The sequence below is a fragment of the Serratia aquatilis genome (genome assembly GCF_044865145.1).
Lineage (GTDB): Bacteria > Pseudomonadota > Gammaproteobacteria > Enterobacterales > Enterobacteriaceae > Chania > Chania aquatilis.
The window spans coordinates 255,606-273,835 of record NZ_CP173186.1 but is presented as its reverse complement, the minus strand read 5'-3'; the positions used below and the strand labels follow the sequence as shown (position 1 = coordinate 273,835).

At 53.7% G+C, this 18,230-nt stretch carries 16 protein-coding genes; 5 read left to right on the top strand and 11 right to left on the bottom strand.

Annotated elements, in window-relative coordinates; translation table 11 throughout:
• The first annotated feature begins 192 nt into the window (after positions 1-192).
• Both SAQUA_RS01205 and SAQUA_RS01200 read left to right on the top strand, forming a co-directional pair.
• On the top strand, positions 193-858 hold the full coding sequence (locus SAQUA_RS01205) for a 7-cyano-7-deazaguanine/7-aminomethyl-7-deazaguanine transporter (RefSeq protein WP_380673727.1): 666 nt from the start codon (positions 193-195) through the stop codon (positions 856-858).
• Positions 859-979: 121 nt separating this feature from the next.
• The gene (locus tag SAQUA_RS01200) at positions 980-1,543 is read left to right on the top strand and encodes a DcrB family lipoprotein (protein ID WP_380673728.1); all 564 of its coding nucleotides are present in this window, start codon (positions 980-982) and stop codon (positions 1,541-1,543) included.
• A 26-nt stretch (positions 1,544-1,569) separates the two neighbouring features.
• On the opposite strand, the gene glpC is transcribed toward SAQUA_RS01200, so the two are convergent.
• The 3 genes from glpC to glpA are packed head-to-tail and all read right to left on the bottom strand — an operon-like array spanning position 1,570 to position 5,676.
• Positions 1,570-2,769 (bottom strand): anaerobic glycerol-3-phosphate dehydrogenase subunit GlpC, encoded by a 1,200-nt coding sequence (gene glpC, locus SAQUA_RS01195; protein ID WP_380673729.1) that lies wholly within the window; start codon positions 2,767-2,769, stop codon positions 1,570-1,572.
• Entirely contained in the window at positions 2,766-4,037 is a 1,272-nt protein-coding gene (glpB, locus tag SAQUA_RS01190) for a glycerol-3-phosphate dehydrogenase subunit GlpB (protein WP_380673872.1), read from the bottom strand. The genes glpC and glpB overlap by 4 nt, the downstream gene beginning before the upstream one ends.
• Positions 4,027-5,676 (bottom strand): anaerobic glycerol-3-phosphate dehydrogenase subunit A, encoded by a 1,650-nt coding sequence (gene glpA, locus SAQUA_RS01185; protein ID WP_380673730.1) that lies wholly within the window; start codon positions 5,674-5,676, stop codon positions 4,027-4,029. The genes glpB and glpA overlap by 11 nt, the downstream gene beginning before the upstream one ends.
• Before the next feature lie 419 nt (positions 5,677-6,095).
• Here glpA and glpT point away from each other — a divergent pair, with 419 nt between their 5' ends.
• The 3 genes from glpT (at position 6,096) to SAQUA_RS01170 (ending at position 9,610) form a co-directional block, all read left to right on the top strand.
• The gene (glpT, locus tag SAQUA_RS01180) at positions 6,096-7,448 is read left to right on the top strand and encodes a glycerol-3-phosphate transporter (protein WP_380673731.1); all 1,353 of its coding nucleotides are present in this window, start codon (positions 6,096-6,098) and stop codon (positions 7,446-7,448) included.
• A 239-nt stretch (positions 7,449-7,687) separates the two neighbouring features.
• Positions 7,688-8,767 (top strand): glycerophosphodiester phosphodiesterase, encoded by a 1,080-nt coding sequence (gene glpQ / locus SAQUA_RS01175; RefSeq protein WP_380673732.1) that lies wholly within the window; start codon positions 7,688-7,690, stop codon positions 8,765-8,767.
• A 132-nt stretch (positions 8,768-8,899) separates the two neighbouring features.
• Positions 8,900-9,610 carry a hypothetical protein gene (locus tag SAQUA_RS01170; RefSeq protein ID WP_380673733.1) on the top strand — a complete coding sequence of 237 codons (711 nt, stop codon included), beginning with the start codon at positions 8,900-8,902 and terminating at the stop codon, positions 9,608-9,610.
• A gap of 5 nt (positions 9,611-9,615) precedes the next feature.
• On the opposite strand, the gene SAQUA_RS01165 is transcribed toward SAQUA_RS01170, so the two are convergent.
• The 8 genes from SAQUA_RS01165 to SAQUA_RS01130 all read right to left on the bottom strand — a co-directional run bounded on the left by SAQUA_RS01165 (position 9,616) and on the right by SAQUA_RS01130 (position 18,013).
• Complete coding sequence (locus tag SAQUA_RS01165; RefSeq protein WP_380673734.1) at positions 9,616-10,524, bottom strand: LysR substrate-binding domain-containing protein; 909 nt, start codon at positions 10,522-10,524, stop codon at positions 9,616-9,618.
• A 120-nt stretch (positions 10,525-10,644) separates the two neighbouring features.
• The gene (locus tag SAQUA_RS01160; RefSeq protein WP_380673735.1) at positions 10,645-11,889 is read right to left on the bottom strand and encodes a cytosine permease; all 1,245 of its coding nucleotides are present in this window, start codon (positions 11,887-11,889) and stop codon (positions 10,645-10,647) included.
• A gap of 84 nt (positions 11,890-11,973) precedes the next feature.
• Positions 11,974-12,366 (bottom strand): glutamyl-tRNA amidotransferase, encoded by a 393-nt coding sequence (locus SAQUA_RS01155; RefSeq protein WP_380673736.1) that lies wholly within the window; start codon positions 12,364-12,366, stop codon positions 11,974-11,976.
• Positions 12,367-12,383: 17 nt separating this feature from the next.
• Positions 12,384-13,343, bottom strand: coding sequence for a carbamate kinase (gene arcC / locus SAQUA_RS01150; protein ID WP_380673737.1), 960 nt, complete (start codon positions 13,341-13,343; stop codon positions 12,384-12,386).
• The gene (locus tag SAQUA_RS01145; protein ID WP_380673738.1) at positions 13,340-14,761 is read right to left on the bottom strand and encodes a DUF1116 domain-containing protein; all 1,422 of its coding nucleotides are present in this window, start codon (positions 14,759-14,761) and stop codon (positions 13,340-13,342) included. The genes arcC and SAQUA_RS01145 overlap by 4 nt, the downstream gene beginning before the upstream one ends.
• Complete coding sequence (fdrA, locus tag SAQUA_RS01140; RefSeq protein ID WP_380673739.1) at positions 14,758-16,317, bottom strand: acyl-CoA synthetase FdrA; 1,560 nt, start codon at positions 16,315-16,317, stop codon at positions 14,758-14,760. The genes SAQUA_RS01145 and fdrA overlap by 4 nt, the downstream gene beginning before the upstream one ends.
• Positions 16,318-16,417: 100 nt before the next feature.
• Positions 16,418-17,314 (bottom strand): DUF2877 domain-containing protein, encoded by an 897-nt coding sequence (locus SAQUA_RS01135; RefSeq protein ID WP_380673740.1) that lies wholly within the window; start codon positions 17,312-17,314, stop codon positions 16,418-16,420.
• A gap of 30 nt (positions 17,315-17,344) precedes the next feature.
• Complete coding sequence (locus tag SAQUA_RS01130) at positions 17,345-18,013, bottom strand: cysteine hydrolase family protein (RefSeq protein ID WP_380673741.1); 669 nt, start codon at positions 18,011-18,013, stop codon at positions 17,345-17,347.
• Between the last annotated feature and the right edge of the window lie 217 nt (positions 18,014-18,230).

Below are 18,230 nucleotides of genomic sequence, written 5' to 3'. Positions count from 1 at the left end.
CTCGATCAAAAACGATCGGCGAATTATCGCCGGATCTGGCTGGCGTACAGTTTACGCCAGTAGTTTTTCTGCGCAAGATACGTTAACGTTTGCCTTAAATTTAACCATTGCATTGGTTGCGCAAACGCGTATCATGCGGCCGCGCAGTTAAACATGGGTTCCCTCACCCCATTAACCTAAAAAGGCTACATTATGTATTCGTTTACCGTTCAACAACGCTCAAAGGCGTTGGTTTTGCTTTCGCTATTCCATATTGCGATTATCACTTCAAGCAACTATCTGGTGCAGTTGCCGATCAGTATCTTCGGTTTTCACACCACCTGGGGTGCTTTCACGTTCCCGTTTATCTTCCTGGCCACGGATTTAACCGTGCGGATCTTCGGTGCTCCACTGGCACGCAGAATTATCCTGGCGGTGATGATCCCCGCGCTGTTTATCTCTTACGTGATCTCCACCGTCACATTTCAGGGCGAATGGCAGGGCTTTGCCGCTTTAGCACACTTTAATCTGTTTGTGGCACGCATCGCGGTTGCCAGTTTTATGGCCTATGTGTTGGGCCAGATCCTGGATGTGCACGTTTTCAATCGTCTGCGCCAACGCAGCGCCTGGTGGGTTGCTCCCGCAGCGGCCATGTTCTTTGGCAACATTACTGATACCTTAGCCTTCTTCTTCATTGCATTCTACAGAAGCAGCGATGCCTTTATGGCCGCCAACTGGGTGGAGATCGCGCTGGTGGATTACAGTTTCAAAGTGATGATCTGCATGCTGTTTTTCCTACCCATGTATGGGGTACTGCTCAATATGCTGCTCAAGCGTCTGGCGTCACGAAAGCCAGACAGCCAGTTGCAACTGAGTTAATTGAGCTTATTGATTGTAAAAGGCTGTCGGCAACTATCTGTAACATCATGCCCTTTGAATTTCAGTGTAGAATGGGTTGCTATACGGTAGAAGAACGCCAAATAAGCGATAAGGAATCCCGATGCATAAAGTAACAAAATTGATGGGTATCAGCCTGTTGGTGCTTGGCCTGGCGGCTTGTGACGGCGAAACCAAGGACAACAAAGCGCCTGCGGATAGCGCAACAGCCAACGCACCGGCAGGGCAACAGGTCAGTCTCCTGAATGGTAAACTGGCCTTCACTCTCCCTAATGGCATGGCCGATCAGAGCGGTAAACTAGGTAATCAGGCCAATAATATGCATGTCTACGCCGATAGTACTGGCCAACGTGCGCTGATCGTGATCCTTGGGGATAATACCCCGGACAGTCTGGAAAACCTGGCAACACGCCTAGAAGAGCAGCAACGCTCACGTGACGCTAATCTCCAGGTGATCACCAATAAAGCCATCGATATCAATGGGGTATCACTACGCCAGTTGGACAGCATCATCACCAGCGGTGGTCAGAAGGCCTATTCTTCGATCCTGCTTGGTACGCTGGATAACCAGTTGCTGACCATTCAGATCACACTACCAGCAGATAACCAGCAGCAGGCGCAAAGCGAAGCTGAAGGTATTATCCACGCTCTGAAGTTGAACCAGTAAAACGGTGGGGCGCAGTGCGCTGCGCCCTATGCCAAGGCCTGCGCCAGCAGAGTAATCGGGTGTTCGCAGCGCTTACTGGTGGACATCTCGATCTGCCATTTGCAGGTTTCACAGTCGGTGATCACCATATCTACCCCGCTCTGTTCAATCTGGCGGAACAACGAAGCCCCAATCCCTTGTGACGTTTCGTAGTTTTCTGACTTGAAGCCATAGGTTCCGGCGATCCCACAACATTGTGAATCCAGCACCACCAGTTCCAGCCCTGGGATCTGCCTGAGCAGTTCCAGCGTATAAGCGGTCCACCCCATTTTTTCCATATGGCACGGCGTATGATAAGCCACGCGCAACGGTGTGTGTTTGAGGGGTAACGTGCGGCCCTGATTGATCAACCGATAGAGATAGCGCGTCGCCAACTCCACACGCTCACGCACCGCTGAAGTGTCCACTTCCAGTAAGTGCGGATACTCGTCACGTAGGGTAAAGGTACAGCTGGAGGAGGTGGCCACTACCGATATCCCCTGCGTCAACACCGCGTCATGCAGTGATTTGACATTCACATCGGCCTGCTTCTTGGCCTGCTCAATAAAACCGTTGGCGATCAAGGGGACACCGCAGCATTTTTCACGTTTCAGCAGCTGTACGCCGATGTTCATGGCGTTAAACACCTTGATCAGGTCTTTGCCAAGCTGTGGGTGGTTGTAGTTAACAAAACAACCGTGGAAAAAGGCCACCTGCTCGGCATAGCGCTTTTGCTGTTCTGCCTGCTGACGGTACCAGCGGCGGAAGGTCCCAAAAGAGTATTTTGGCAACTCACGTCGATGGTCGATCTTCAACGCTTTATCCAGCAACTTACGTACCGGTTTCAACCCGGTTGTCGCATTGACGATTGGCGCAAACGGTGTCGACAGTGATCCCATAATATCGGTATGGCTGAGAATGGCGTCACGTAGTGTCGGTTTGTGCTGGCTGAAGTTGGCACGGGCACGCTGAATAATGTCACCAATCTTCACATCTGAAGGGCAAGCCACTTCACAACGTTTGCAGTTGGTGCAATATTTCAGCGCTTCGTCATACAGCGCCGGATCTTTCAGCCGCAACCGCTCACCGTCTGGACCGGCCTGCTTTGGCCCTGGATAGAGCGGATTCACCTTGGCCACCGGGCAGAAAGTGGTACAGACGGTGCATTTAATGCAGCTCTCGAAGCTGTTGTCTTTTAACAGGCTCATGCTGATTTCTCCTGTGCCAGGATCTGCTGGGCGACATGCAGTGCGCCAATCAGCGAAACTCCCGCTCCACAGCCTTGCTGCAACGGGTCGTAGCCGCCGGTCACGGCACCGATAGCGTACAGATTGACGATCGCTTCACCTTGCTTTAACGCACGCAGGCAGTGATCCGTTCGTACTCCGAATTGCAGATAGGGTTGTGAGGCAAACAGGTCCGGGTGGCACCAGTCGGCACGTTCGGTTTTGCTAAAGACATCCAGGCCAAACACCGGCTCACGGATGCCATCAAATGCAGCCACCAAGCCGTTGCTGAAGAAGCTGCCACTGGCTAATACCACCTGCTCTGCCCGCAGTGGGATATCGGTATGGTTGCGGGTATAAAGACCGGTGATACGGTGCCCGTCGAAACTTGCCTGCAATACGCTATCCCCTGGCATGAATTCCCCACCTAGTTGCTGAAAACGCTGGCGCAATGCCTGGTGGAGCCTCATCCCCAATACGGAAGGAGGGAGCGTCGGCAGCAGGCAAATCACCTTGCCGGTGGCCTGGCGCAGAGCCTGCAGCGGTTCATCACTCTCCAACCCCAGACAGGCTGGCAGGAAGATGGCCTCTGCCTCACCCGCCTGACGTTTCACTTCCTCCGCCAGTTCTGCCAGATGCTCTGGCAGATCCAACACACGGGCAATGTTCACCGCACGAAACTCACTCGGGTTATTACGCAAGCGGTCGAGGATCGGCAAATGCATAAATGCCACTTCTGCCGTGACGCCCAGTTCCTGGATCAGTGCGCTTGCCGCCATCTGCGGTTGGAAGTCTAAAAATCCTTCAATGCCCAGCACCGCGATGTTCTGCCAAGGCAGTGTTCCGCCAAGCGGTGAAACCGGGACCGCTTCTGGGCTGAGCCAGGTTGCACGACGAATCCCCAATGGGGTAACTCGTAGGTGATTCCGCTCACTACTGCCCTGCATCTGCACACCGCAACGTTGCAGTAATTGTTCTGCTTCGGTTGCCAACGCCGCCACTTGAGTAGCGCCAATCAGACTATAGGGATGTTGCGGTGCCTGCTGCGCCAGATCGGATAAGGCAGATAGCGGCGACGCCACCGATGTACCATCGGGCAGTTGTGCCAGAAGATCGAGCGAGCCGGAAGAAAAATAGAGTGCGCTCTGGCCAGCACTGACCACCGCACAGCGCTGGCCTTGCTCTGCCAGACGGATGGCACAGCTTAAACCAGCCAATCCACCACCAATCACTACCGTATCAAATTGCATCATCCGCCTCCTGCTTCTGGTCACCGCAAGCATCCAGTCCGCATAGTCCTTGATAGACCCAACTGGTGAATTCACTTTCCCGCAGCGCGTCACCCCAAGCGATAGGGCGCACGCCTTTCCAACGTTCATTCAGGAAGTGAGAGAGCTGTGAGATAGATTGCTGTGGCGTTGTTACATTAAAGTGCGTCAGCAAACCGGCAGCGCGGCAGGCACAAAGTTCCCCCTGGCAGGTTCCCATACCGACACGGGTACGGCGGCGCAGGTCAACCAGGTTATTGACGGTCAGCGAGTTTACCGCATAACGCACCTCTCCGGCGGTGACCGCCTCACACTCACACACCAGACTGTTATCCAACCGATTACCCGACGGCACCAGGCTGGCACGATCGCCATGACGATACACTGCCGAACCGCGAATACTGGCCGGCAACGAAACCACGCTGCGCGCCGTTTCCTCCGCCGACTGACGGGAACCCGGTAAGGGTTCTTCAGCAGTGGTACAAGGCGTGGTGACGCCCAGTTTGGCGCATACGCTATCCGTCGCCCATTGCGCCATCAGCCGGTAGGTCATCAGCTTGCCGCCGGTGATAGTGATAAAACCCTCCAACCCATCACGCTGCGCGTGATCGAGCAACACGATGCCACGGCTGACGCTACGCCCAGAAGGGTCATTGTCGCTGGCAAACAGTGGCCGCACCCCTGCATAGGCGCGCAGGATGCGGGTCTGCGCCAATTTAGGTGCCAGTAACGAACCTTCACGGATCAGCACATCGACTTCCTGCGGTGTAACCACCATGTTGTCGATCTGATCGTAATCAATGCGGGTAGAGGTAGTGCCGATCAGTGAGATGGTATCGCCCGGTACCAAAATATCGGCGTCTGCAGGTTTACGGCAGCGGTTAATCACCATGTTATTAATGCGATGGCCAAGGATCAACAGCGCCCCTTTGGCGGGGAGCATGCGAACCCGCAGATCGGCATATTCCGCAATCTGCTGGCCCCAAATTCCGGCGGCGTTAACCACCACCTGCGCATAAATGTCGTACTGGCGTGTCGCTTTATGGTCGAAAACGCGCACGCCGGTCACACGATCGCTCGTACGCAGTAAACCAATCACCTGATGATAGGTAAGAACCTGTGCACCATGCTCACGGGCATCGAGCATATTGGCAGCGGTCAGCCGGAAAGGATCGACAGTGCCATCCGGTACGCGGACGGCACCGATCAGTACCGGGTTGGCAGCCGGTTCCAGCCGCAGTGCCTGTTGGGGGTCTATCGCTTCAGCATCAATCCCGGCGTCATGGCAAGCGGTAATGAATTGCTGCTGATAACTGATTGAATCCTCAGGCAAAGTAATAAAGAGGCCGTCGGTACGCTCGATACAATGATGGGCAATACGTTTGAGAATGCGGTTTTCCTCAATACATTCACGAGCCGATTCACCATCGGTCACCGCATAGCGCGCCCCACTGTGTAGCAACCCATGATTGCGGCCCGTTGCGCCAGTGGCAATGTCATGCCGCTCCAGTAAAACACAGCGCAAACCACGCCGTGCACAATCACGAGCAATCCCTGCACCGGTGGCTCCGCCACCAATGATGATCACATCCGTTTCGGTCACTGGTGAGTTGTTGCTCATCACGCCCCCTAAGCCTGTGGTTATGGTTTTATAGAACCACACTTATTAAGGTTTTTGTTTGATAAGGAACAATAACGAGCAAAAAACGAAAATAACATGTCAATGAAAAACGCTAGTTGTGATCTAAATCACAAGTTTTAGGTGTTTAGCTGTTTCATAAAGTTAACCAATCGCTCAAAATCCGCCACTGAGTCATAAAAGTGTAACAAATGAGCCATCCATCACAGTGACTATCACCACTCTTCACTAGGATGACGCTCGTTATAGAACAATTTAACGGCATTTCCTGGAAGTTTCTCTCGATTGCACGTGAGTATAGCGAGCGATCAACTATGGAATGGCCCTGGTTCCCATTCGAACATCTTCAAGGCATCCGTTTCCTGTTGATGTAATAACTGATAAAGCCATCGGAGGCGCTCATGTTGAGTATTTTTAAGCCAGCCGCACACATTTCCCGTGTGCCGCTAGATAAGGTAGACCCGCTCTATCGCAAACTGCGCTGGCAAATTTTTATGGGGATCTTTTTCGGTTACGCCGCTTACTATCTGGTGCGTAAAAACTTTACCCTGGCGATGCCCTATCTGATCGACCAAGGGTTCAGCCGTGGCGATCTGGGGTTTGCGCTTTCAGGCATTTCCATCGCCTATGGCTTCTCCAAGTTTATTATGGGTTCGGTTTCTGACCGCTCCAATCCACGCGTATTTCTTCCTGCTGGCTTGATCCTCGCCTCCGCCGTAATGCTGTTTATGGGCTTCGTCCCTTGGGCTACCTCCAGTATTGCCGTGATGTTTGTGCTGCTGTTCCTGTGTGGCTGGTTCCAGGGGATGGGTTGGCCGCCCTGTGGCCGTACCATGGTGCACTGGTGGTCGCAGAAAGAGCGCGGCAGTATTGTCTCAGTATGGAACTGCGCCCATAACGTGGGTGGCGGGTTGCCACCACTGTTGTTCCTGTTAGGTATGGCGTGGTTCAACGACTGGAAAGCGGCGCTGTATATGCCCGCTTTCGGTGCGATCCTGGTGGCATTGATCGCCTTTGCCTTGATGCGTGACACCCCACAATCCTGTGGGTTGCCTCCTATCGAAGAGTACAAGAACGACTACCCGGATGATTACAGTGAAAAAGCGGAAGAAGAGCTGACAGCCAAGCAGATCTTCATGCAGTACGTCCTGCCTAACAAGTTGCTGTGGTACATCGCCATTGCTAACGTGTTCGTATATCTGCTGCGTTACGGCATCCTGGACTGGTCGCCAACCTATCTGAAAGAAGTGAAACACTTCACGCTGGATAAGTCTTCCTGGGCCTATTTCCTCTACGAATACGCCGGTATCCCTGGCACCCTGCTGTGTGGCTGGATGTCTGACAAAGTATTCAAAGGCAACCGTGGTGCAACCGGGGTGTTCTTTATGACGCTGGTTACCATTGCCACCGTCGTTTACTGGCTGAACCCGGTGGGCAACCCCGGTATCGATATGGCTTGTATGATCACTATCGGCTTCTTGATCTACGGCCCAGTGATGCTCATTGGCCTACACGCTCTGGAGCTGGCACCGAAAAAGGCAGCGGGTACCGCCGCAGGCTTCACCGGTCTGTTCGGCTATCTGGGCGGTTCGGTAGCGGCGAGCGCCATTGTGGGTTACACCGTTGACTACTTCGGTTGGGACGGCGGCTTCATGGTGATGATTGGCGGTAGCATCGGTGCCGTTATCCTGCTGCTGCTGACCATGATCAGCGAGAAGAAGCACCATGCCGACATCGCCGCCAAACGCGGTTAATTCCCGCAACGTTTTTGCATAACTGTAAAGGCCACGCATCGTGGCCTTTCAGACTGCTGACAAACACCGTTATTAGGGAGAGCGTGCCGATGGGGTCGTAACGGCGTAAGCCGTCGGAGCGCCCCTCGGTGCGCTAGGCCCGGGTATCTCGGGTCAGAAGGCGACTTTGTCATCAACCTCAAAGGCCACACATCGTGGCCTTTTTCCATCCTCTACCTAACAACATGGAGTACAACAGAATGCGAATTCAAACTACAGCCCTGCTGACAGGGGTCATTCTTGCCACCTCAATGTTCAGCGCTGCACAAGCAGCGGATAAAGTGGTGATTGCTCACCGTGGTGCCAGCGGCTATCTGCCCGAACATAGCCTACCCGCCAAGGCCATGGCCTACGCACAGGGTGCAGATTTCCTGGAACAAGATCTGGTGATGACCAAAGATAACGAACTGGTCGTCCTGCACGACCATTATCTTGATCGCGTTACCGATGTCGCCCAGCGATTCCCGGACCGGGCACGTAAAGATGGCCGCTACTACGCCATTGATTTTACCCTGCCTGAAATCAAGTCACTGAAGTTCACCGAAGGTTTTGATATCAAAGACGGTAAACAGGTGCAAAGTTACCCTGGCCGTTTCCCGATGGGTAAATCCGATTTCCGCGTACACACCTTCCAGGAAGAGATTGAGTTTGTGCAGGGTCTGAACCATTCGACCGGCAAAAACATCGGTATCTATCCGGAAATCAAAGCACCGTGGTTCCACCGCCAGGAAGGCAAAGACATCACCACCAAAGTGCTAGAAGTGTTGAAGCAATATGGCTACACCAGCAAGAGTGACAACGTCTATCTGCAATGCTTTGATGCCAACGAGTTGCAGCGCATCAAGGAACAGCTGGAACCCAAGATGGGGATGGACCTGAAGCTGGTGCAACTGATCGCCTATACCGATTGGAATGAAACCTACGAGCAGAAAGCCGACGGCAAGTGGGTGAACTATGACTACGACTGGATGTTCAAACCGGGCGCGATGAAAAAGATCGCCCAGTATGCCGACGCTATCGGCCCCGACTACCATATGCTGATTGCCGAGAAAGGATCCAAGCCAAACCATATCGTACTGACCGATATGGTGAAAGAGGCACATGCCAGTAATATGATGGTGCATCCGTTCACTATTCGCGCCGATAAACTGCCGAAATATGTGACCGATGTGAATCAGCTATTCGACGCTATTTACAATCAGGCTGGGGTTGACGGCGTGTTCACCGACTTCCCGGATCAAGGCGTGCAGTTCCTGCAAAAACAGGGGCAACATAAATAGCATTATTTCTCCCCACCGGATATTTCCTGTGGGGTAGAAACCATTGTTAATGATCCCCCTTCCTTGCTTATTACGTCATGTGATGAAAGGATACCGTCGATAACCATGACAGCGGGTGGGGAGAAATCAATCGTGGAACGTCCGATCTTACTGCATCATATAAAAACATCATGCTACGCCTTATCCGCCATCGTATTGACCGGTTGGGTCACCGATGCGCTGAATGAAGGGCTTATTTTCAAAATGATATTGCGCTTTTTCCGCCCGGATGATGTTGAACGTTATTCCCACCCGCTCACCGACTTGGTGAGTTTTTTTATCTGGTTTATCCCCTTACTGTTTACCGCGATGTTATTACTGTTTGCTTCGGTCATGACATTGCATCATGTTAAACAGCCCCATCTGTACCGTATAACCAAGAAAAAATCCTTGCTGCATGGCCCTCACGTTATCGGCACACCGGTTTTAGGCCAGGTATCCGCCTTCTTACAAACCTATGCCGCCGCTGAGAAAATATCGCTACTCATCCCTCAAGCCTTACAGCAGGAATATCAAAGCGAACTGGCGAATATCAGATCGAATAAAGATGTTGAGGTCCACCTATTGAAAGAAAACGATGACCTGCAAAAAATTGCGCTTGAGCTCGAACAGTGGATTAAAAAAGAAGTGAAAAACAGCCAAGGCGAAAATGCCACTCGCCTGTTCCTGGATATTAGTTATGCTTCACCGCTGCACAGCAGTGCCGCTTTATTCTGCAGTCTTGATCAAGATATAGAACTGATCCAGGGAACACCTGACGGGAAGTTATCTTCGTATGATTTAGTCTGCAAGGTTCAGCAGTAACTGCCTTATATCTGCCCGTGTAATCTGGCGCGGAACGACGGTGCCAAAAGATAATCCATACACCAGCGGCTGACTTTGCCCATACCGTCGGAGCGGGCTGCTAAAAAGATCTGCGTGGCATGCTTATGTTCCTGCATCGGTTTTTTCACCATTGAACCTGCATTCAGCAGCGGTAATGCCAGATGATGCGGCACATAACCGATGCCGACGTTACGTTGGATCAGTTCAATAGCGGTGGCAAAATCGGGCACGAACATTGGCTTTTGCCCTTCCAGCAACCAGGCCTGCTGCGGCACGAAGTTCACTGCGGTATCACGAATACAGATCGCCGGATACTGCCTCAATTCAGCGTTTTGCAACGGCTGAACCTGGATCGCCAACGGATGCCGTGGCCCAACAACAAAATCCCACTCCAGATGGCCGATAGACTCGCTGATAATCCCTTCACTACTGGGCACCACATGCGGCGCACCGATCACCAGATTGGCCCTTTTGCCATAGAGCGCGTCCCAGCAGCCATTATACACTTCGGTATCAATCGTCAGACGGGTGGACGGAAACGCCAGCTCAAAATCACAGATAAACTCGACGATAGCCGAACGAGGGACGATGTTGTTCACCGCTATCGTCAGTTCCTGCTCTACACCGCCGTGGATCAGTGCCGTATTACGTCGTAACGCGTCCAGATCGTTAAGAATGGTTTTACTTTGCTCGATAAAATACTCACCTGCCGGGGTAATTTCGATATAGCGGCCTTTGCGCAAAAACAGCTCAACGCCAAAACTCTCCTCTAATTTTTTAACCGTGTAACTAATTGCTGAAGGGACTTTATTCAGGTGTTCGGCGGCTGTAGTAATGCTCTGGTATTTCGCAACCAGATGAACAACCCGCAATGTTTCGTCGGAGATAAACATAATGATTCCCTGAATCAGCCTATAGAGGAAAGACCACCTGCACAGAAATGCCGATGGTCTATTCATTATGCTGATTATACCTTAGGCTGCGCACCTTGAGAGCACGCCAGCGACGATAGATTAAGCCGCACGCCCAGGTTTGATCTTTTGCCTGTCGATCCGGCTCAACAACGTATACCCCACACAGGCCACCAGGATAGAGTCCACCGAAGGGATGGTGGTCAAGGTGAAGATACCTTTGACGGTCATAAAGCCTACCGCCGAGCCAGCAACCCAGGCCACAAAGGTCAGTAGCTTGATCGGTGGCTCAGTAGCCAGTACCGCGTCCTGGTAACCGTGACGGCGATAGAGGAAAAAGTCGGCAATGTAGATACCGGCTACCGGCGGTGTGGCGATGCCCAGGAACAGCAGGAACGGAATAAACCAGCCCATGATATCCATACTGCCGACAATCGCCGACAGTACGCCTAACGCCAGGGTGATCTGCCATTTAGGGAAACGGGTCAGCAGGGTTGAAACCACCAGCGTGCCCTGAAACATATTGCCTGCGTTACCGGTGATACAGGCAAACACCAGCAACAGCGCCGCTGGCAATACCGAACCGAATGCCGCCATCGCTGCCAGCAGTGAGCTTTGACCACTCAGAGCACTTGGCGTTGCACCTACCCAGTAGAGTAACGGATAGGCAACCAGAAAGGTGATAAATGCACCAATCAGCGCATGTTTGCGGTTATGCACAAAGCTGCCGAAGTCCGGTAAGGTGGCAACCAGCACAATAATCGTTCCCACCACGGTAGACACGGCAACCCCAACTTCCATGTTGCCAACGCTCTGCACCAGTTCCACCTGACCGTTCGTCGCCACATACAGGATATAGCACAGTACCAGTGCGATAACCGGCACCGCGATTTGTGCCACTTTGCCCAGTACGGCAAACCCAAAGGCCGTAGAGGCGACAAAAATGCAGCAACCCAAGGCAACCAACAGCGGCGTTGGCAGATCCATGCCATGCTGTGCCAGCAGGTCGTGTACCGAGTGGCCAAACATGTTAGCCGTTACGGCAATCCATCCGAACAGGCTGATTGCCATCAGGATGTTGATGGCAATCGCCCCACGCTCACCGAAAGGGTATTTCACGATGCCGTAGGTCGGTAGCCGGGCCTTTTCCCCGACGCAAATGGTAATGGCCGCCAACACCGCCAGGATCACACCGCCCAACGCCACCACGGTGATCAATCCGGAGCGAGATAGCTGACTGCCCAAACTGGAAGATGAGAGCAGTACCGGCGTAACCGCAATCCCCAACAGGATCATCGCAATGTGAAAACCGGATGAAGTATTGATGCTTTCGTCTGTTTTACGCATACATTATTCCCTGTAAACCAGGCCGAGCCCTAAGCGCCATCGTGTAGTTAAGGCGCTCGGCCTTTGTCTTGAACATCAATAAATTCAACCGGTAAAGGTTTCGCCGGTATATTGGCGCCAGCCGCCGTGTTCGGTGATTTCCTTCTGTCCCTCGACCAGCCAAGGTTCCGCCAGCACGCCCAGTACTTCGCTACCGTCAAGCAACTTCACCTTGCCAATCGCCAGCCCGGCCGGTTCGCTCAGCAACAGGGTGGCAAAAGAAGCCATAGGCAATTCCCAGATTTCCAGCGCGACAGAAACACCACCTTGCATTACCCGGATCATGCCAGGGTGACGATCGTTAATACTCCACAGCCGATAATGGGCATCGGTTTGATCTTCGCGCACAAAAACCCCGCCAGCCGAAATCATATTGCCGTTCAGTTCCAGGCCACGCATCAATGTGCCGTTAACGGCGACTACAGTTGTCAGACTCATTATTCTTTCCTATTTTCTTATGACTTAATCCAGGTGCCGGTCTGGTGATTCAGTGCGGCTTTAATCGCCTGTGGGCTGGTAATCAAACCCTGGCCGTGTTTTCCCTGTCGCAAGCTATTGCTGACAAAGCGCAATATGGCTTCTATTTTCGGCTGCATACTGCCTGCGCCAAACTGCCCCTGCTGCAGTAAATCCTCTGCCTGCTCAATGCTTAACGTATCCAACCACTGCTGCTGTGGAGTACCAAAGTTAATGGCGACCTGCTCAACACCGGTAGGGATCATCAACAGATCCGCGCCTAACTGTTCTGCCAGCAGCGCAGAAGCGAGATCTTTGTCGATCACTGCTTCCACGCCCTGCAACTGCTGATGCTCATCGCGTATCACCGGAATACCGCCACCGCCACAGGCAACCACGATGCACCCTTGAGCCAAGAGCTGACTTATCACCTCACGTTCAATGATTTCCAACGGTGCGGGAGATGGCACGGTACGCCGCCAGCCTCGGCCTGCGTCTTCCATCACTGTCCAGCCCAACTCCTGCTGACGATCCAATGCCGTCTGACGATCAAAAAATGCGCCTACCGGCTTGTTGGGATGCTGGAATGCCATATCATCGGCATCCACCAGCGTTTGCGTCACCAGCGCCACCACGGGCCGCTGAATACCACGCCGCTGCAGCTCGTTATGCAGGGCTTTCTGGAACATGTAACCAATCGCCCCTTGCGTATCGCCAACCGCGTAGTCGAGCGGTACCGGTGCCACTTCTTCTGCGGCCAGCTCCGAGCGGCGCAGGATAAAGCCAACCTGTGGCCCGTTACCGTGGGTCAGTACCAGATCCCAACCGGCTTCGATCATCTCTACCACGTGCCCCACTGTCTCCATCACTGCCTGATACTGGTCGGGAATACTGGTATGCCGATCGCTCTGGATCAGCGCGTTGCCACCAACGGCAACCACTGCTAAAGGCCTGCTCATGCTGATTCTCCTGCTGGCAGTGACTGGGCTAACGCCTGAACGGCTTCGACAAAGCAGGGCATTGGTGCGGTGGTAATGCCAGCACCGATCTGCCCCACTCCCGCCTGCTTGTGGGCAATTCCGGTATTAATCACCGGCAGGATCTGGCGGTCGGCCACCTTACGGGCATCGATCCCTGCTGCCGTTGGCGCAAAGTTAAGCGCTGGTAGCGTGAAGGCTGGGTTAGCCCCGATGGTGATCGCCTGCATACGGCGGCTGTTATTGGTGGCATCGGCTGGCGTGCCGCCAACAAATTTCACGATGGCCGGTGAAGAGGCCATGGCAAACCCACCCACACCTGCGGTTTCGGTGATTGCACTGTCCCCCAGATCCGCTGCTGCATCGTCGACGCCGAAACCAGGGAAGAACAAACCCTCGACCGCGTTGGCAGGAGCCTGGAACCAGCGCTCGCCAGTCCCGGACAGACGAATACCAAAGTTGACCCCGTTGCGGGCCATCACGGTGACCATTGAGCTGTACGGCACACCGGTGGCAGCATCCATCATCGCTTTACAAGCAGCCATCGACAGGTTGAGGAAAAAGTGATCGTTACCGGTAATAAACGCTACAACACGCTGCAGCGTTTCCAACGGCAGATCAGAGACCAATAACGCTGGCACCAGGCGCTTGATCAGCAAGCCGGTAGCAGCAGAGTTACGGTTGTGAACCTCATCACCCATATGCAGCGCCTGTGCCATCAACGGTTTCAGCTCCAGCTCACCCATCTGACGAACCGCCGCTTTTAGCGCTGGGGCCAGTTCCTGTTTCATCCACTGCAGACGTTGCAGGACCTCTTCGTTATTGGCACCAAAGCGCAGTACCTTACCCAATCCTTCGTTGAAGTTGCTGAACGCGCGTTGACCGTTGGTTTTATTCTCAATCACCCACAGCGGCATCGACGGGCTGATAATCCCGGCCATCGGACCAACGGCCTGATAATGGTGGCAGGGTTCCAGATCAATCTGACCTTCATCTACTAAACGCTCGGCGCTTTGGTGGTCGCAGGCCCAGCCCTCGAACAGGATCGCGCCAATGATTGCGCCTTTCACCGGGCCACACATATCTGGCCAGGCTATCGGTGGCCCAGAGTGTAGGATCAGCTTGCGTTGGGCCATTGCAGGGATGGCTTCATCGGCACTTAGCACGTCGATCAACACTGGCTGAGCGTTCAAATAACGTTCCAGAGCGATCTGATTGGCTTGCTCAACCAGTGGATGACGGATCAGCGCCGCCAGATCCAGTCCAGCCTGGATGTTGCCCATGGCTGGCGGCTGCCAGTTCAGAGCGATCACATCACCGTTAGCCTGTTTCAAGTTGTCGGCAAAGCCAGCCAACCCGGCGTTAACCACTTTCAGTGGCTGCTGAAATAATGGGTTCATGCTGTTTCTCCGTTTTTCTCAGCCTGAATATGAGCAATCTGGCTGGCCCACAGCGCCGCCTCGGCGTTGCAACCGGCAACCAGCACACCAGCCTGACGCAGCGCGGCAACCTGACGTGAACGTTGTTGAGGATCGGCTTCGGTGCCGCACACGTGGGCAATCAACAGTGGCCCGTTCTGGCTCTGATGTTGGCTTAGCAGCGTGAGCAATTCGCTTGCGGGTTCGGCGGCTGCGCCATAACCCAATACCAGATCAAACAGCACGACAGCGGTCTCTGCGTCGTTCAGCTCCGCCACAATGCGTTGGTTACGTAAGGTTGGGTCGATCATCGGATGCGGTCTGCCACGAGTAAAATCATCGTCTCCCATGTCGATCAGCGTATGGCCTTGGCTACGCCAGATGTCTGCCAGCTTGGCGTTCCCTTTGACCGGGGTATTGGAAGCTGCGATAAATCCCTGCTGTTGGCACAACAGCTGTCCTTCGTAGCAGAAGGTACCGCCAGCAAAAACACCGCGGATCGCCCGGCGCGTGGCAGGTAAACAAGCACTGGCCTGTTGCAGCATCTCTACATCCTGATGCGGGATCAGCGTTACCGAATCCGCTGCTGGCTGGCCATTAGCCAGTGCAACAGCAAGCCCGGCTGCGTCGGCCAACGTTGCCGCAGCGGTGACCCCAGTACGGCTAACCTCTTCAGGCGCCGCCCCCAGGAAGTTGACCACCACCGGTTTGCCACACGCCTGAGCACGTTCAAGAATACGTTCCGCCACCGGGCGAGCTGGCGGTTTGGAAATCAGCACAATCACCTGTGTTGCCGGGTCGCTAGCCAGCGCCTGTAGCCCGTGTAACATTGAAATCCCGCCGATCTCTTCATGCAGATCGTGACCACCGGTACCCAACGCCTGTGAAATCCCCGCACCAAGCTGATCGATACGGCAGCTCACTTCCTGCAAACCGGTGCCCGATGCCCCAACAATGCCGATCGAACCAGCTTTTACCACGTTGGCGAAACCCAGTGGTAGCCCATTGATAATGGCTGTGCCACAATCCGGCCCCATCACCAAACGGTTTTTCCGTTGGGCCAGTAACTTAATCTGCTTTTCTTGCGCCAAGCTGACGTTGTCACTGAACAGCATGACGTTCATACCCAGATTTAATGCCTTGATGGCTTCCGCCGCCGCATAATCTCCAGGCACCGAAATCAGCGCCAGATTAATATCGGCCTGCTGTTCGGCTGCCATTTCCAGGCTGACCAACTGCGGTGCTCGTGGGCCATCAGCGTCATTGTCCTGCGGTTTGCTGTTAAGGCGCTGATGGGCAATTTCCAGCGCTTCGGCGCAAGCGTCAGCTTCCCCCCGGACGGCAATAATCAAATCGTTAGGTCCGGCTTTACAGCCATCATCCAGACCGGCATCCCGCAGTTGGGCCAGATTGGTTTCCGTTCCCATCACTACCGATGCCTGTTCAATACCGGATAATTTGCTGATTTGTGCCGAAATCTGCATCAGCGAAACCGAGTCCTGGTAGAGATTGGCAAAAACTTTATGCATTACACTCATCGTATTTACCTGTTCGAAATTTACCCGCCACTGAAATGCGGGCAAAAAGCTCCCCTGCTGAAAAATATAAAATTTCAGCACGTTAAATTCATTAAGTTGGTCAGAGCAGGCTTTCTAACGTTCGCAAGCCATGCAATATCCCGGCTAAACAGTCCACACCGGATGAAGCGCCAAACTGCATCACCTCGCGTGCTGCGGCCTGAACCTGCACGATAGAGGCGGTGGAACCGAGCAATGACATCAACTGGCAGATCGGGGCTGAAAAATGGCCCTCCAACGCGCGCGCCAGATAATGTCGGCTGATATCGTTGGTTCGAACCAGTTGGCTACCGATCAGGCGACGTAGCGTATCGTCATGGCTGGCAAGCAGGGGATGCTGCCGCCACGGCCACAGTGCAGCCATATAACCCAATAGATAATCATCGCCGTCTGGCGTCAGCCCACGCCCATAACCAATCAGTGCTGTGACCTCTGCTGCCAGCCGTTCAGCGCTGTCTGTCAGCCGAAGCTGTACCAAACGCGGTGGCGGATTGCGTGAAGCTCCGCTTTGCTCCATGTCGGGCAATAGCTGTAAATCACTTTCGCAATCGTGCAACTGGCAATAACGGCCAAGTTGCCACGCCAGATTAGGGTAGTGGCGGTTGGCAGCCAGCAAGGCAAGATGCCACCCCTGCGCCAGCCCCTGTTTCGGCTGCCAACACGGAGCACCGCTTAGCACGACGCTCCAACCTACTCCTTGCAGCACACCGTGGTGAAAAGTGGCAACCTGTCCAACTCGCGCATGATGACGCCAATCCCACCCGTCACCTATCGAGATGCGGATAGCATCCGGCAAATCCTGAAAGTCCCCACTCAGCAATGGCAGCAGGTAGCCATCGGGGTGAGAGAGATTGACCGAGCGCTGAAAACAGCTGTGCACCTGAAGGCGCTCCCGATCTGACAGCCTGCTGACCGCCAGATAACCCACAGAAAGTGCCGAAAACACCCTGACTGTCATGCTCCCCTCTCACCACCTACTTCCAGCGGTTCAGTTTTGTAAACCATCCACAATCGCCGATGCATCACTGACCCAGCCAAAAATCGCTCCCTGGGCTTTGATCATCTCTAAAGCGTATTTCTGGAATTCAGGGAAATAAGAACCGACGCAATCCTGAGGGATGATACATTCGTAGCCGCGATCGTTGGCTTCACGCACAGTGGTATTGACGCACACTTCGGTTGTCACACCACAGACAATCAGCGTTTTGATGCCACGGTTCTGCAGGATCAGGTGCAGGTCAGTCTGGTAGAAAGCGCCTTTACCCGGTTTGTCGATCACCGGCTCACCGGCTTGTGGGTAGAGCTCGGGGATAATGTCGTGACCCGCTTCGCCCCTGACCAGAATGCGCCCCATCGGCCCGTGAGTACCGATAAAGGTTTGTCCGCCACGGGTCAATTTGGCAGGAGGACAATCGCTCAGGTCAGCCCGGTGCCCTTCACGGGTGTGGATCACCAGTAATCCTTTACGACGCGCGGCATCAAGCACCCGTTTGCAGGGTTCGATGGCGCTTCGGACGAAAGAAACATCGTTGCCCAATGCTTCACCAAAACCACCTGGTTCAACAAAATCTCTCTGCATATCAATCATCACCAGTGCAGTACTGGCGATATCGAACGGTAGGGGGAAAGGTTCTGCGTGAAAATTTTTCCGTGTCATGGCATCTCTCCTGGATCATTATTTTGTTGTCTGATTGGAGTATAAGGGGCAGCGCCAGACATAACAGATAAAGGATTTCGCGTGCAGCAACGAAAAATTTGCAGCAGCCAAATACCCTGATACTTTGTGTGAGATTAGCGCCGTACGCGGTTTTGGCTGCAATGAAGTTGATGCAGGAAAGGGAATAGAATCGAAAAAATCGTTGATGGAATGTGAG